The sequence below is a fragment of the Nocardiopsis sp. iso_40 genome (genome assembly GCF_056173285.1).
Map to the genome: position 1 here is coordinate 5,461,608 of NZ_CM149666.1, position 14,473 is coordinate 5,476,080.

The following is a 14,473-nucleotide window of genomic DNA, read 5'->3' on the forward strand; positions in this document are numbered from 1 at the left end:
GTAATCATTCCGCCAAGGGCGGCCTACTCGGGACCTCCCGCCGGAAGATCCTCGGGCAGCAGGGTCTGGAGCTCCGACACGTCGAGGCCCTCCCCCGCCAGGGCCGCCGCCTCGATCCGCCGTGCCTGCCGGGTCGCACCCGCCTCGAACAGGGAGCGCACCCCGTGCCCGTTGCCCTCCGAGAAGGGTCCGGCGTCCGCGCCGAACAGCACCGACAACCTCTCGCGGGTCTCCCCCGGCACCAGGAAGTCAGCGTCCTCAGCCATCCCCACGAAGATCTCCACCAGTTCCCCTCGGCTGTAGGGGGCGAAATCCACGGTGCGGGAGAACCGTGCGGCCAGCCCCGGATCATCCGCCAACAGCCCCGCCGCGTCCCGGGGGCGACCCGACACGATCACCACGACCTCGTCGCGGTACTCCTCCATCAGCCCGACGAGGGTCTCGGCCGCGCCCGGCTCGCCCCCCGGTCCCCCGGTGGGCCCCCCGTCGAACCCCCGGGCCCCGGTCACGAACAGCACCCCGCCGCGTGCCCGCTCGAACAACGCCCGTGGCCGCGGCACCGCCCTCCCCCGGAGCGCCGGAACCGCGGCCAGGTCCTCCGGGGCCGCCTCCACCACGTGCCCCCGGCCCAGCACCCCCAGGGCGGCCAACAGCTTCCCGTAGATCCGGGCCACCGTGGTCTTACCGGTCCCGGACGGCCCCGAGAACACCAGGTGCGGCGACGGCTCCGGCGCACGCCGAGGGGCCGCCGACAACAGGTCCACGACCGCCCTCAACTCACGTTTGGCCTCCACCAGACCCACCATGCCGTCCAGGTCCGCCAACAGGGCAGCCACCCGGGAACCGCCGGCCCGCCCCCGGTTCCCGCCGCCACCTCACCCTCCAGGTCGGCCGGCAGGACCCGGGTGAGGTCCTCCACCGTCTGGTACGCGCCCGTCACGATCCGGTCGGTCTGGGCCCGGCGCACCTCCTCGAACATCCTCCGCACCTCCCGGGCGTTACCGAAGGCCTCGTCGCGCCGCTGCCCCGCGAAGTGCCGGACCAGGAGCTCGTGCACCCCCTCGCCGAGGAGGTAGCCCTGTTCCCCGGCCACCCCCTCGAAGAGCCCGCTGAGTTCCTCCGGGGAGTAGTGTCCGAACTCGATCATGCGCGCCACCCGTGACCGCAGCCCCGGGTTCTCCTCGAGGAAGGAGCGCATCCGGCCGGAGCCGCCCGCGAGGACGACCACGACCTCACCCCGCAGGTCCCCCATCAGCCTGACGAGGGTGTCGACGGCCTCCTGCCCGCAGGCCCTCCCGCCGTCGGACCCCGCCACCAGCTCATCCGCCCCGGCCACGAACAGCACACCGCCCCGGGCCCGCTCCACCAGGTCCGCGGTTCTGCGTGCCGTTCCGCCCTGGTGCCCAGCCACCAGGTCCGCCCGTGACGCCTCCAGGAACTGGCCCTTGCGAAGCAGCCCCAGAGAACGCAGGATCTCCCCGTACAGCCGTGCCACCGTGCTCTTCCCCGCCCCGGACGGCCCCGAGAACACCAGGTGGCGGCTGACGTTGAGCGCGGGCAGGCCCGCCTCGACCCGTTTCGCGCTCACCTGCTGGAAGTTGACCAGGGAACGGATCTCCTTCTTCACCCCGTCCAGCCCGGTCAACCCCTCCAGCTCGGCCAGCAGCGCCTCCAGGGGACGGGCCCGGGCCCGCAGGGCCCCGTCGCCGGCGTCCGCAGCCGCGGCACCGCCACCCTGGGGTTCGGCCGAACCCGCGTTCCGGGCGGTGACCCGGTCGCCGTCCCCGCCCCGGTTACCGCTGAAAGTGCTGTCCTCCAGGTACACCGACGCGTTGTCGGCCGCCCACAGGCCCTCCTCGTCGTTGCCGGAGACGGTGCACCGCACCAGGCGCAGCCGACCGCCGTCCTCCACCATGAGGCCGTCGCCCCGACAGTCCCGGACCGCGGTGTCCTCCAGGGCGGCGACCCCGCCCTCGCCCACCCGGACACCGCGCTCCCCGCTCCCGCACAGGGTGGAGGAGCGGATCGTGACGTGCCCGCCCTGGACGTAGACCGCGTCCTCGCCGCAGTCGGACAGATCGGCCTGGTGGAGTTGGATCTCGGTGCCGTCGAGGATGTTCAGGCCGTCCTCCCGGGCGTCGCGCAGCACCATGCCCCGCACCGTGATCGTGGCGTCCTCACGGCTGTGGATCCCCGATCCCACGTCGTGGCCGACGATGTCCTCGAAGAACCCCCGGCCGCCCAGCACGATGGCCATCGGTCCGTGCCAGCGGCTGACCCTGAGGTCGCTCACCTCGAACCGGGAGCGGACCGAGGCGATCGCGCCGCGCTCCTCCTCGCTGCTCTGCGAGACGGACATCCCCGCGACGGCGGCCCTGGCCCCGTCCGCGACCAGCAGGGCGGCCTTACCGATCCGCGTACACCGGAGGTCGGTGATCTCCGCCTCGCCACCGTCGACGAACACGGCGTCGGCGGCGATGCCCTGCAGGGTCAGCCCCCTGGCGGTGAGCCTGCCGCCCTCGATCGCCACCCCGGTGCGGGTGGCGTCGGTGATCTCGCAGTCGTTCAACGTGCTCTCGGAGTCACCGTGGACGAAGAAGGCATCGGTGTCCTCCTTGCGGGAGCCCTCCACCACCATGCGGGTGAAGGTCGCCCTGGAGCGCTCGTAGACCCGGACCGGCCAGTCGTAGGACCCGATGATCCGCAGGTCCGTGAACTCCGGCCGCGCCCGGTCCCGGACGTAGACGCCGCCCCCGTCGACCAGGGCGCAGTCGGTGAACTCCGGGGAGGCGCTGGCGACGTAGAGGGTGTGCCAGTCCTCGTGGGCACCGGTGAAGACCGTCCCGCTGATCCGCGGCGAGCAGTCGCCCTGGACGGCGATCACCGCCCCGTCGAAGTAGCAGTCCCGCACACTGCCCTCGCTGCCGTCCCACAGCAGTCCGCTCTCCTCGAACCGGCAGCCGACCACCTCGGCGCGGGCGCCCACCACGTTGACCCTCCTGGAGGCGGTGAAGACGCAGTCGTCCGCCTTGAACCGGGCGCCCTTCTGCACGTACACCGGCGGGTACTCCTTCGAGGAGCTGCGCACCCAGACGCCGTGGAGCTCCAGCTCCCCTCCCGCGTGCACGTTGAACACGTTGGTCTCGCCGGCCGCCACGACCGCCACCGACCCGGCTTCCTCGGCCGGCACCACGACCACACGCCGCTGCACCCCGATGACCTGCGACTCCACGTACTCACCGGGCTCCACGCACAGGCGCAGGTCCGCCCCCGGATAACGGTGTTCCCGGATCGCCTGCCCGAGGGAGGGGCTGGCGGCGGGGTCTGTCTTCGAGACGCGGACTGTGATCATCCATCGGCTCCCAAGGGGGTAGCGGCCCCGGCGCCGCGCCGGAGGGTCTGCGCTATGTACCGTATCCACCTCGTCCGCCGGGAATCCGGGACAGCGCACACGCCTGTGGCCAGGGTCGGTCAGAGCCTGCCCGGGGCGGCGACTCGTCCCCGGTCGTGACACCCCTTCGGTGTCCTCCGGCCCCGGCGCCCGGTTCGCGCACCGGGACCCGCTCAGTCCCCTTCCACCGGGAGGTACGCCCAGTCCTCGCCCCCGTTGTCCCGGAGAAGGAGGTCCCGAGTACCGACGACGGCGTCCGGGTGCACGCGGACGCCGCCCCGCGCGTTGCCGGTGACCCGGGAACGGGCCAGCGTCGCCCGGCTCCCGGCGTCGAGCACGCGGAGCCCGGCGTTGCGCCCGTCCCGGATCACGGTGTCCTCCAGGGTCAGCTCGCCGTCCCCCAGAACCGCGGCGCCGGTCCCGGTGGAACCGCTCACCGTCACCGAGGTCAGGGTGATGGAGGCACCGTCGGCGTACGCGGCCTGGTGTCCGGTGCCGGAGACGAGCGCGTCCACCACCTCCACGACCGCACCGGTCCGGGCACCGAAGGCCTGGCCCAGGGTCCCGGTGGCCTCCGCGCCGTGCACTCTCACCGTGCTGTCCTGATGAGCCGACACCACCATGTTCACGCGCTCGGCGGTCACCGAGGCGAGGGTGGCCCGGGAGCCCCGGCTCAGCACCGCCACATCGTTCAGGTCCGCGGCCCTGACCCCGTCCGCCTCCAGGCGGCTGTCGCTCATGAAGAACCCGCCACCGAGCGAGTCAGGGCCGGGGAGCGTGCCCCGGAACTCGACGTCGGACAGCTCGAACCGGCTCCCGGCCCCCGAGACCGCCGACGCGCCCAGCTGCCCGAAGACGAGCCTGCGGCCGAAGAAGCGGCCCTCCTGGACGTGGACGCCGTGCGACCGGACGTTCTCGACCGTCAGGTCCTCGGCGTTGAGCGTTCCCCTCGCCACCACCACGGCCCTGGAACCGGAGCTGGAGCCGGAGCCGTCGATCCGGCAGGAGGTGAAGGCGGCCTCGGCTCCCAGACCGACACCGACCCCGTAGCCCTCATCAGCCCATCCGGTCAGGTCGAGTCCGGTGAAGGCCGCGCGGGTGCCCTCTCCCAGAACGGAGATCGCGTGCCCGGGGCTGCCGCTGATCGAGAGGCCGGTGAACCGGGCGTCGCTGCCCTCCTTCACCAGGACCGCCGCACCGTCAGCCCGCCCGAAGCCGGACATGACGCAGTCGGTCACCATCACACTGGTTTCGTAGGCGACAAGGCCGCCCCGGTCGTAGTCGCTGAACCGCACCGAACTGACGGTCGGGTTGACCGCCCGCCAGAAGTACAGGGACGCCCCCCGGAAGAAGGTGTCGCGGACGAAACCACCGGTCCCCCGCTTCCAGTAGAGCCCGCAGCCGTCGAACCGGCAGTTGACGACCTCGGTGCCGTCCCCGCTGACCTCCACCTCGGCACCAGACGTGAACACGCTGTCGACCGCCTTGAACCGGGTCCCCTGGTCCGCGCGGATCGTCGGGGAGTCCGGTGCGTCCTGCGCGCCCCGGACGTGGATGCCGTAGAGCTCCAGCGCGCCCCGCTCACCGGTCACGACGAACACGCTGTCCGCCGTCGAGACGGAGATCTCCACGGTGCCGGGCCCGGCGACCGGAACGATCATGACCCTGGTGGAGATCTCCAGGAAGTAGTGCTCCGTGTACCGGCCGGGTTCCACGTGGAGGTACAGGTCCGTGCCGGCGTACCGGGCGTCCCGGAGGACTGACCTGAACGAGGGGAACGCGTGGGGGTCGGTCTTCGAGACTCGGGCGGTGTACATCCGGAGGCTCCCGGTTCGGGGACTGTGTGCGCTTCGTACCGTAGCGCCAGCCCCCGTCAGGGAGCGCGTACCCGCCCCGGATGCGCGGGACCGGGAACCGCGAGGACCCCGGGAACGCGTCAGGCCCGCCCGGGTGGACCGGACGGGCCTGACGTGGCTGAGCCGCCTATCGGAATCGAACCGATGACCTATTCATTACGAGGCCTTTCCGGCACTCAACAACCAGCCTGAACCACTCGCTTGACCTGCACATACGGTCCTTCAGGGTTCCCAAGAGTCCGCGAGAGTTCGCCACGGGTGGCCACCTACTTGGCCCCCTCAGACGGCCCGTGAACGCTGGGCTTCCAACCGCATTGGCTTAGCAGAGCGTCAAGTTCGCCAGTCCTCGGGCATCTGGCGACGCCCCCGTCCCTGTGCTCCCAGGCGCCCTCGTCAGTTCATCTAGAGATCTCCCGAGGCACCCGAGGTGCTGTTGTCTATTCCATCGCTCTGGCGCCAGAAATCTTCATTTTGGATGGCGTCACCAGGCCTAGCGCCACCCTTAAGCAGCATTTGCACCTGATCGACAAACAACACCACGCGCTCCCCATTAACTTTTGTCACGATTGGACTTATCTCTGCTTCCGCAAATTTTCCTAAAAATTCAGCATCCCCCCATACTGAATTAAGAGAACTCGACAGACGCTCCAACAGGGCGGTGGTAGACCTCGTCGTGAAGTACATCCCTTGCGGGAAATTTGTCGCACCATGCGCAACAAAGTTTCTCAGCCCCACATAATTTTCCACCGAATGAGGAAGCTCCAAAAAATCTTCCCCGATCCCTTTCTCTAGATAGCGAAGCCCAATACGGAGACGGTCGGTCGCCCTACCCCGGCCCCTGCAACCACCTGCACACCGGCCAAGCAGCTCTGCGGCACTCAACGAGACAGAGAGTGCACTGAGATGGTTGTCCTCCTTGAGCGCGAGCCCTGAGCCTGAGATTAGCTCACGCATCACCCCACATACATAGGATGATCTGCAAACATAAGTTGACAGACCCAAGGAGTCAGCAAAAGGCTTCCATTCGGCTTCATCTTCACCATGAGCCAGTCGATATTTTCCATTAACAAGGAGTGGCCGTTGATCCATTCGCATAGCTTGACACAGCTCCACTCCCTTGCCAATATGAATCGCCGAAGATTCTCCTGTAGAAGTTCTTTTTCGGCACTCGACAGCCAGGCCAAACCAACCGCCTGGCCTGTACAGACGGTTCTGTTGGCTGCCCAAGAGTCCGCGCGAAGGCGCTCGTCGCCTCTGTCGGAGTCCAAACCGGGTGTCCAAACCCGTTCCACACCCTGTCCAAACCAGGTGTCCACACCCTGTCCAAACCGGTTTGGACACCCGCTGACCTGTAACACCACGCCGGGGTGTCCAGACCCGTTCCAGCCCGGACGTGACCGGCCCCCGGGAAGTCCGCCACATCCGCCACAGCCGACACCGCGCAGGCCAGCGGCGTGTTCTGTGTGGCAGCATCGTGGCGTGTGGCGGATACGTGCCCGCCACACTCCCCCACTGGCTAGCCAGGGTGAGGGGGGCTCAAGAGCACTCGGGCGAGAACCGCCATGTCGGTCACCACGATGTCAGCACCGAGTTCGCTGAACCTCTGAGCCTTTCCAGGGCGGTTCGCGTACCCCACCGACGCCACCCCGACCACCTGCGACACCTCGATGTCGGTCACTGAGTCCCCAATCATCAAAGCCTGCTCTGGGCTCACAGACAGGCCTCCCAGAGCCTTCTCCAGCAAATAGGGGTTCGGCTTCATGAGGTGGGGAGAGGTCTTGTCACGGCCGACGACAGACACCACAAACCCGTCGAGCTTCTGGTTTTCCAGGAAGGCCTGTACCGCTTCGGAGGAGTTGTTGCTGACGACAGCGACAGGGGTGTCGACCTCACGAGCGGCTTCGAGGAACTCGACAGCACCACTGGTGGGAACCGACTGCTGTACCGAGCGGACCTCTGCGGAAGTCAGGAAGGATTCCGCCCGCCCGTGATTCCGTGGTCCGGCTTCGTAGAGAAGTTCAAGGACCCTCATGGGATCGGTCTCAGCCTTCATCTCAGACGTGGCTGGAGTTCCTGCCTTGACCCCGTCATCCAAGAGGTCTCTTGCGACCTCAGGTGCCGGATATCCAGCGAAGGCACTACACACGGGCCCGTCGAAGTCCAAGAGGAATGCTGCTGCCCCACGTAGGAGGCCGACCTGTTCGGGACTCATTCGTCTCGGTCCTTCGCGATCGTTGACCAAACACTGTCGAACCACATCTGAGACTGCGCGACGTACTGAGAGCCGGTCGACTCGGGATCTTCATCCTTAGCCTGGTGAAAGAGGACGGTGTCTCTTCCCAAAAGGTCGTAAATCTCGGCTTTCTCCTTGCCCAGCAGAACAGTGTTGGGGGCCACCGGATAGTAGCCGAAGAAGGTCTCAGTGCTGTTCAGGATGTATAGCTTGAACTGCGGTATCACGGCATGCACGCGCGTCTCGACAGTGGCTTTTTCGACCAGCCCCAGCATTCCCAGCTCATGCACAGCATCCTCGATGCTCTGAGTGTGCCGCTGCATGATGCGCGCCATTCGCTTTCGCGCTTCGGGGTCGTCTCCCGGCAGATCAATCCTTCGGGGGACCGTCATGGGCTGCGTGGTGTCGGGCACGAGCAACCGGATGTGGATGCGCTGTGGAGTCAGGCGCCCATGCCGGACCTTGTCCAGCGGCTCCTGTAGCGCGCCGTGAAGGGTCTCGCCACCGAAGCCTGCGAAGTCGATGGTGACAGCGTCTTCCTCGAAGCATCGTTCGATGTGAGGGCGCAGCCCGACCGGGCGGGAGGTTCGCTCGCGCACAAAGACACCGCTCCCCTGGCGGGACACCACCAGGCCTTCCTCGCGAAGGGTGCGGACGGCTTGCTGGACCGTCATGCGGGCGACCCCGTAGGTCTTGGCCAGTTGGGGACCTGAGGGCAGTTTCTCGCCGGGCTCGAACTTCCGGGTGAGGATCGCCGCTCGCAGGGAGTTGGCGACCTGGACGTAGGGCGGGCGCGGGTCATCTGGATCGAGTGCCATGCGAACACGTTACCGCAGGTTGGCTAGGCAACCTAGAAAAAACTCCATGGACGGCTTGACTTGGCTAGCCAAGCTAGCAATGATGGCCAAGCAAGTGAACGGTTCTGAACTGATCCGGACGCAGAAACCCCGACACGACCTGTTTCTTTGGCGAGAGCGGTCGTGCCGGGGCGCACCACCAGAACGAAGCAAGCCCCGAACTGGAGGAACCCCCATCATGCCCCAGACCACGAACCCCCAAGCCCCCGCCACCACCCCGATCATGCTTCCCCACCAGGGACGCGACCTGGAAACCCTCCTGGCCAACACCCCGACCGAGGAACTGCGGCAGATGGTCCGCGAACTCTCCGCTGAACTGGACTGGGCCCTGCGCTCCTTCGCCCCCGCCGGCCGTCTGGTCGAAGCCGACGCTCACGAGCTGGTCACCCTCTACAAGGCCGCCCCCTTCAGCGACGCCATGCACGGAGTCCAGGTCACCCGCGCCCAAGCACGCGACTTCGCCAACGCCCACCGCCAGGACCTGACCCCGTTCGCGGACGGGCTGACCCTGGCCTGCTGGGCACACGGTGCCTTCCCCGCCGACTCGAGCTTGGACCACGCCTGAGTCCCCAAGCCCTGGCCAGCGAGGAAGGAACCCACCTGACATGAACACCCCCGAACACCGCCGTGTGCGCTCCTACCGCCGTGAATGGGCCCGTCGCCTCATCAGCCGCGGCAACGCCCCCACCGCACCGCCGCCCCGCTACGGGTCCGAAGAGTGGTGCAACCTGCCCGACTCCCACCCCGCCAAGATCGCGGCCGTGGTGCTGGCCGCTGAGTCCTGGGCCTGGGGCAACGACGTCCTGGCCGCACGAGACCGCGTCAAGAACGCCCGCCACCCCGCCCCCGGGGACGCCGAGGAACTCCAGGGTCCCCTGTGCTGGGACTGGAACCACGCCCTGCACCACGACCACCCCCAGGCAGCGGCCGAAGCCGACCAGACACCACACCTGCGCGCGGTCGACGGGCGAGAGGACACCTGATGCCCGCGACCACCACCAACGTCTGGGACACCGGCATGGGAACCATCCAAGAAGGCGCGCAGCTCCTCGACGAAGCCGAGGCGTTCCTACGCCGCTTCGTGGCTTTTCCCTCCGAGGCCGCCGCCGTGGCCACCACCCTGTGGGCCGCCCACGCCCACCTGCTCGACGGGTTCGACTCCACACCCCGCCTGGCGTTCTTGTCCCCCGAACCCGGTAGTGGGAAGACCCGGGCGTTGGAGATCATCGAAACCCTGGTCCCCAACCCCATGCTGGCCGTCAACGCCACCCCGGCCGCGCTGTTTCGCGCCATCGGTGACACCGAGCACGCACCCACCGTCCTCTTCGATGAGATCGACACCGTGTTCGGCCCCAAGGCCAAGGACAACGAGGACCTGCGCGGGCTGATCAACGCCGGACACCGACGCTCCGGGGTGGCCTACCGGTGCGTGGGGGATGGCTCCTCCCAAGCCGTGGTGGCGTTCAAGTGCTACGCCGCTATCGCCCTGGGCGGACTCGGGGAGCTGCCCGACACCGTGTTGACCCGCTCAGTCATCATCCGCATGAGGCGCCGCGCCCCGCACGAGAAGGTCGCCCCCTACCGGGCACGGCTGAACGAGCCCGAAGGACACGCCCTGCGGGCGCGACTGACTTCCTGGGCCAAGACCGTGGCCGACGTCGTGCGGGAGACCTTCCCCGAGATGCCTGAAGGCGTCAACGACCGCCCCGCCGACGTGTGGGAACCGCTGCTGGCCGTCGCGGACGCCGCCGGGGGCCAGTGGCCCGAGCGGGCACGCGCGGCGTGTGTGGAGCTGGTGGCCGGGTCCACCGACCCCACCAAGGTGTCGTTGGGCGTGCGGCTGCTGGCCGACCTGCGCGCCGTCTTCACCCAGGCCGGGCAGGACAAGCTTCCTTCCGGGGTGATCATCGAGCAGTTGGCCGAACTCGATGACGCTCCCTGGGCTGAACTGGGGGGCAAGGGGTTGGACTCCCGGGGTCTGGCGCGGCTGCTCAAGCCCTACACCACCGCCGAAGGGGAGCCCATCAAGCCCCGCACGGTGCGCACCCCCACCGGCACCCCCAAGGGCTACCACGCCGCTGATCTGGCCGACGCTTGGGCGCGCTACCTGCCCGCCGCTGCCCCCGCCCCGGGGCAGGGTGGCGGACCCGTATCCGCCACACGCCACGAACCCGCCACACCCACCACCCTCACTGAACAGGCACAACACCCGACCGTGTCGGCTGTGGCGGATGTGGCGGACTTCCCGCAAGCCGACACGCGCGCGGTGGAGAGGGGGCCGTGCCTGGTGTGCGGTGCCAGCTTCCAGCGCTTCGAGGCCACCGCTCACCCGGGCACCTGCACCACGTGCCACACCCAGGGCCGCACCCCGACACAACCCCAGTTCAGCCGTGCGAGCGCCCACGTGGCCCCGTCTGAGCGCTCACACCAGCCCGTGTGAGCACTCCGTGCGAGCGCACCCGCTCACACGGAGTGGCCAACCCCGGACCTGACAGAGAGGTCGCAGGTCAACCCGTGTGAGCGCCCCTGAGCGCCCGTGCGAGCACACCCCTGAGCGACCGGACCGAAGGAGCCCCGTGTACACCGAGCACACCCACCCGCCCGGACAGGTCCTGGCCACCCAGACCTTGCTGGTGCTGACCGCCCCCGACCCCGAACAGGCCCTACGCGAAGCCGCCACCACCCTGGCGCCGCTGCTGCTGTGCGGCCACCTCACCGAGGACCAGATCACCGGCGCTTTGGAAGAGGCCGCGCTCGACCGGGGAGTGGACGGCGACGACACCGCCACGATCCTCTACGCCCGCCTGAGCGCGCTCTTCAACTGAACAAGAAGAACCGCACGCAAGACGGCCCCGGGACCGCCTGCCAGCTAACCCCCGAGGCCGCACCCCTTCGAAAGGAGCACCACCCATCATGACCGTTCAGGACCTGCCCAAGCGACTGTTCACCCTCACCGAGGCCGCGCACGTGCTGTCGATGGGACGCACCCGCCTGTTCGCCGAGATCCGCACCGGCCGAATCGCCACCGTGGGCACCGGCAAGAACCGGCGCGTAACCGCCCACGCCATCGACGCCTACATCGACCTGCTCACGACCGAGGCCAACGCCGCCTGACACCTCCCCTGGCCGCTCCCGAACGGGAGCGGCCACCCCACCCTCTGAACCAGAACAGGAGAGCAGACAGCACATGGGGAGCAAGGAACCCAAGCCGAAGAAGCCCAAGGGCCACTCTGGGCAGGGCACGGTCTACTGGGACAAGACCAAGGGGTGCTACCGGGGGGAGATCTCCCTGGGCTACACGCCCTCGGGGAAGCGGCGTCGCCCGAAGGTGTACGGGCAGACCAAGGAGGAGGTCCGCGAGGCCCTGCAAGAGCTCCGGCAGGAGCACGAGACCGGCATCCGGCCTTCTCCCGGGTACACGGTGGCCGACACCGTGAACGACTGGCTCAAGCGCGGGCTGAAGGGCCGTAGCGAGGGGACCGTGATCAAGTACCGGTCGCTGGCCGCGAACAACGTCATCCCCCAACTGGGCAAGGCGAAGTTGAGGAAGCTGACCGCCGATGACGTGGACGACTGGCTGGACGAACTGGCCGAACGTCTGGCCACGTCATCCCTTAAGCAGTGCCTTGACCTGCTGCGTCGGTCGATTGCTCACGCGCAACGCCGCAACAAGGTGCTTCGCAACGTCGCTGATCTGGTGGATCTGCCCGAAGGCCGCGTAGGGCGCCCCAGTAAGGCGCTCAACCTCGACCAGGCGAAGGCTGTCCTGACGGCTTCCCAGGGGCGGCGACTGCACACCTACCTGGTGTTGTCGCTGCTGACCGGCGTGCGCACCGAGGAAGCGCGGGAACTCACCTGGTCGCACGTCCACCTGGACCCGCCCAAGGGCACGCCACCGCACGTGGCGGTCTGGCGCTCCGTTCGCAAGGGCGGGGACACCAAGACACGGAAGAGCCGCCGGACGCTCGCCCTCCCCGCCCCGGTGGTGACCGCGCTCCGGGCGCATAGAAAGGCACAGGAGACCGAACGGCAGGCGGCCGGGCCCCGCTGGCCGGACACCGACCTCGTGTTCCGCACGCGGAGCGGCGAGAAGCTGGACGTGAACAACGTGCGTAGGGACTTCCAGTCCATCGTGCGGGCCGCCAAGGTGGAGGGCTCCTGGACGCCCCGGGAGCTGCGCCACAGCTTCGTGTCGCTGATGTCCGCCGAAGGTGTGCACCTGGAGGACATCGCGCGCCTGGTCGGTCACAGCAGCACGAGCACGACCGAACTGGTCTACCGGAAGGAGCTGCGCCCGGTGATCACTGAGGGGGCTGAGGTCATGGGCAACCTGTTCGCCGAGTAGGCCGCTGGCCCCCTTTTTGGCCCCCAACGCGAAAACGCCACCCCGGTCCGGGGTGGCGTTTTCGCTGGAGCCGCCTATCGGAATCGAACCGATGACCTATTCATTACGAGTGAATCGCTCTACCGACTGAGCTAAGGCGGCACATCACCACGCGGTGCGCGTGGCGAAGCAGGAACCAGTCTAACGCCTTCGCCGAGTGGCGCGTACCGGTTTCCCGGGCGCCCCGCCGCCGCGCCTACCCGGCCGCCTCCGCCAGATGGTCAGCGCAGGCCATACCGTCCTCGGGCACCGCCAGCTCCAACAGGTACTCGTCGACCATCGTGTCCACGCACTGGTCACCCATCCGGTAACCGGTGTGGCCGTCGCCGTCGCGGGTGACCAGGAAACCCGAGTCCAGCTGGGAGGCGAGCGCCTCGGACCAGGCGTAGGGGGTGGCGGAATCACGGGTGGTGCCCACCACCATGATCGGATCGGCGCCCGCGGCGTCGAGTTCACCGACCGGGACCACCGCCTCCTGCGGCCAGAACGCACAGGCCAGCGCACTCCAGGCGAGCATCGGACCGAATGTCGGCGATTGTTCGGCGGCTTCGGCCGCCGCCTCCGCGTAGGCATCGACGTCCCGGGGCGCGGCCGAGTCGGAGCAGTTCACGGCGGTGAGCGCGGCGGTCGAGTTCTCGTACTTGGCGGTGTCACCGCGCCCGTACAGCTCGTCGCCGAGCAGCAGCAGGCCGGTGCCGTCGCCGCCCTCCATCGCGTCGGTGAGCGACTCCCGTACCAGGGGCCACCGGTTCTCGGTGTACAGGGCGGCAAGCACGCCCAGTTCGGCGCGGGCCCGGTTGACCTCGCGGCCGTCACCGGTGGTGTTGTCCAACGGATCCTGTCCGGCCGCCGCCAAAAACTCCTCCAGCGCGGCGATCCCGTCGTCGACGCTGTCCCCCGGGCCGCCGAGCGGGCAGTCCGGCTTGGTCAGGCAGTCCCGGACGAAGGAGCGCAGCGCCGTCTCGAATCCGGTGGCCTGTTCCACGCTCGCACTCAGCTGGCCCTGGCTGGGGTCGACCGCGCCGTCGAGCACCAGTGCCCGGACCCGTTCCGGGAACTGCTCGGCGTACCGCGCGCCGATGTGCGTGCCGTAGGAGGCGCCGAAGTAGCTGAGCTCCTCGTCGCCGAGCAGCCCGCGCAGCACGTCCATGTCGCGGGCGACGTCGGCGGTGCCGACGTTGCGCATCAGCTCGGGGGCGTTCTCCTCACAGGCCTCGACGAAGGCCCTGTTGGCGGCCTCGATCTCGGCCAACCCCTCGGGGCCCAGGTCGGCCAGGTCGTCGGCACCCTGGCCAACGCCGTAGTCCGCGCCGAGGAACTCGTCGATCTCCTCGGCGTCCAGACAGGTCAGCGGGGTGCTGCGGCCGACACCGCGCGGGTCGAACCCGACCACGTCGAAACTCTCCCGGACCGCTTCGCTGAGCTTGTAGGGGGCGTGGTCGACGAAGTCGTAGCCGGAGCCGCCGGGACCGCCGGGGTTGATCAGCAGGGAGCCGATGACGTCGTCCCCGGTAGCGGGGAGCCGTTTGACCGCGATCTCGATCCGTTCGCCGTCGGGGTCGTCGTAGTCCAGCGGCACCTCGAAGGCCGCGCACTCGCTTCCGGGCAGGCCGCTCTCGCACTCCTCCCAGACGAGTTCCTGCTCGGTGGAGTCCGCGCGGGCCCCGTCCCCACCGCCCTCGGGCGCGTCCTCACCCGCCGTACACCCGGAGACCAGCACCGCCCCGGCGAGCAGTACCGCCAACGGACCCC

Annotated in this window: 13 protein-coding genes and 1 tRNA gene; 6 read left to right on the forward strand and 8 right to left on the reverse strand. The window is 68.6% G+C overall.

The genetic code is table 11. The annotated features are described in order from the left end of the window. Positions 1 to 23: 23 nt before the first annotated feature. The 6 genes from AC0VYD_RS23795 to AC0VYD_RS23820 form a co-directional block, all read right to left on the reverse strand. A complete protein-coding gene (locus tag AC0VYD_RS23795) occupies positions 24 to 836 on the reverse strand; it encodes a P-loop NTPase family protein (RefSeq protein ID WP_475477547.1) in 813 nt (270 codons plus the stop codon). Then, positions 773 to 3,352, reverse strand: a complete 2,580-nt coding sequence (locus AC0VYD_RS23800; protein WP_475477548.1) for a right-handed parallel beta-helix repeat-containing protein — start codon at positions 3,350 to 3,352, stop codon at positions 773 to 775. The genes AC0VYD_RS23795 and AC0VYD_RS23800 overlap by 64 nt, the downstream gene beginning before the upstream one ends. Before the next feature lie 212 nt (positions 3,353 to 3,564). Then, positions 3,565 to 5,208 carry a right-handed parallel beta-helix repeat-containing protein gene (locus AC0VYD_RS23805; RefSeq protein WP_475477549.1) on the reverse strand — a complete coding sequence of 548 codons (1,644 nt, stop codon included), beginning with the start codon at positions 5,206 to 5,208 and terminating at the stop codon, positions 3,565 to 3,567. A 441-nt stretch (positions 5,209 to 5,649) separates the two neighbouring features. Beyond that, a complete protein-coding gene (locus AC0VYD_RS23810) occupies positions 5,650 to 6,336 on the reverse strand; it encodes a hypothetical protein (protein ID WP_475477550.1) in 687 nt (228 codons plus the stop codon). Positions 6,337 to 6,763: 427 nt separating this feature from the next. After that, positions 6,764 to 7,459 (reverse strand): HAD family hydrolase, encoded by a 696-nt coding sequence (locus AC0VYD_RS23815; RefSeq protein ID WP_475477551.1) that lies wholly within the window; start codon positions 7,457 to 7,459, stop codon positions 6,764 to 6,766. Beyond that, entirely contained in the window at positions 7,456 to 8,298 is an 843-nt protein-coding gene (locus AC0VYD_RS23820) for a GntR family transcriptional regulator (protein WP_475477552.1), read from the reverse strand. The genes AC0VYD_RS23815 and AC0VYD_RS23820 overlap by 4 nt, the downstream gene beginning before the upstream one ends. A 217-nt stretch (positions 8,299 to 8,515) precedes the next feature. On the opposite strand from AC0VYD_RS23820, the gene AC0VYD_RS23825 reads away from it, so the two are divergent. From AC0VYD_RS23825 to AC0VYD_RS23850, 6 genes are all read left to right on the forward strand, one after another. Further along, on the forward strand, positions 8,516 to 8,902 hold the full coding sequence (locus AC0VYD_RS23825) for a hypothetical protein (RefSeq protein ID WP_475477553.1): 387 nt from the start codon (positions 8,516 to 8,518) through the stop codon (positions 8,900 to 8,902). 40 nt (positions 8,903 to 8,942) lie between these two features. Then, entirely contained in the window at positions 8,943 to 9,320 is a 378-nt protein-coding gene (locus AC0VYD_RS23830; RefSeq protein WP_475477554.1) for a hypothetical protein, read from the forward strand. Then, complete coding sequence (locus tag AC0VYD_RS23835) at positions 9,320 to 10,777, forward strand: DUF3631 domain-containing protein (RefSeq protein ID WP_475477555.1); 1,458 nt, start codon at positions 9,320 to 9,322, stop codon at positions 10,775 to 10,777. The genes AC0VYD_RS23830 and AC0VYD_RS23835 overlap by 1 nt, the downstream gene beginning before the upstream one ends. 136 nt (positions 10,778 to 10,913) lie before the next feature. Continuing rightward, on the forward strand, positions 10,914 to 11,162 hold the full coding sequence (locus AC0VYD_RS23840) for a hypothetical protein (protein ID WP_475477556.1): 249 nt from the start codon (positions 10,914 to 10,916) through the stop codon (positions 11,160 to 11,162). 88 nt (positions 11,163 to 11,250) lie between these two features. Beyond that, the gene (locus AC0VYD_RS23845) at positions 11,251 to 11,451 is read left to right on the forward strand and encodes a hypothetical protein (RefSeq protein WP_475477557.1); all 201 of its coding nucleotides are present in this window, start codon (positions 11,251 to 11,253) and stop codon (positions 11,449 to 11,451) included. 73 nt (positions 11,452 to 11,524) lie between these two features. Continuing rightward, on the forward strand, positions 11,525 to 12,682 hold the full coding sequence (locus AC0VYD_RS23850) for a tyrosine-type recombinase/integrase (RefSeq protein WP_475477558.1): 1,158 nt from the start codon (positions 11,525 to 11,527) through the stop codon (positions 12,680 to 12,682). 65 nt (positions 12,683 to 12,747) lie between these two features. Here the strand turns inward: AC0VYD_RS23850 and AC0VYD_RS23855 are convergent. Both AC0VYD_RS23855 and AC0VYD_RS23860 read right to left on the reverse strand, forming a co-directional pair. After that, positions 12,748 to 12,823: transfer RNA gene (locus AC0VYD_RS23855), tRNA-Thr, on the reverse strand. Positions 12,824 to 12,917: 94 nt separating this feature from the next. Next, the gene (locus AC0VYD_RS23860; RefSeq protein ID WP_475477559.1) at positions 12,918 to 14,465 is read right to left on the reverse strand and encodes an alpha/beta hydrolase; all 1,548 of its coding nucleotides are present in this window, start codon (positions 14,463 to 14,465) and stop codon (positions 12,918 to 12,920) included. Between the last annotated feature and the right edge of the window lie 8 nt (positions 14,466 to 14,473).

Excerpts from the sequence above, each read along its gene's own strand:
- AC0VYD_RS23800 (WP_475477548.1), bottom strand. The coding sequence starts at position 3,352 with ATGATCACAGTCCGCGTCTCGAAGACAGACCCCGCCGCCAGCCCCTCC.
- AC0VYD_RS23830 (WP_475477554.1), top strand. The coding sequence starts at position 8,943 with ATGAACACCCCCGAACACCGCCGTGTGCGCTCCTACCGCCGTGAATGG.
- AC0VYD_RS23810 (WP_475477550.1), bottom strand. The coding sequence starts at position 6,336 with ATGGATCAACGGCCACTCCTTGTTAATGGAAAATATCGACTGGCTCAT.
- AC0VYD_RS23825 (WP_475477553.1), top strand. The coding sequence starts at position 8,516 with ATGCCCCAGACCACGAACCCCCAAGCCCCCGCCACCACCCCGATCATG.
- AC0VYD_RS23845 (WP_475477557.1), top strand. The coding sequence starts at position 11,251 with ATGACCGTTCAGGACCTGCCCAAGCGACTGTTCACCCTCACCGAGGCC.
- AC0VYD_RS23820 (WP_475477552.1), bottom strand. The coding sequence starts at position 8,298 with ATGGCACTCGATCCAGATGACCCGCGCCCGCCCTACGTCCAGGTCGCC.
- AC0VYD_RS23805 (WP_475477549.1), bottom strand. The coding sequence starts at position 5,208 with ATGTACACCGCCCGAGTCTCGAAGACCGACCCCCACGCGTTCCCCTCG.
- AC0VYD_RS23835 (WP_475477555.1), top strand. The coding sequence starts at position 9,320 with ATGCCCGCGACCACCACCAACGTCTGGGACACCGGCATGGGAACCATC.
- AC0VYD_RS23850 (WP_475477558.1), top strand. The coding sequence starts at position 11,525 with ATGGGGAGCAAGGAACCCAAGCCGAAGAAGCCCAAGGGCCACTCTGGG.
- AC0VYD_RS23815 (WP_475477551.1), bottom strand. The coding sequence starts at position 7,459 with ATGAGTCCCGAACAGGTCGGCCTCCTACGTGGGGCAGCAGCATTCCTC.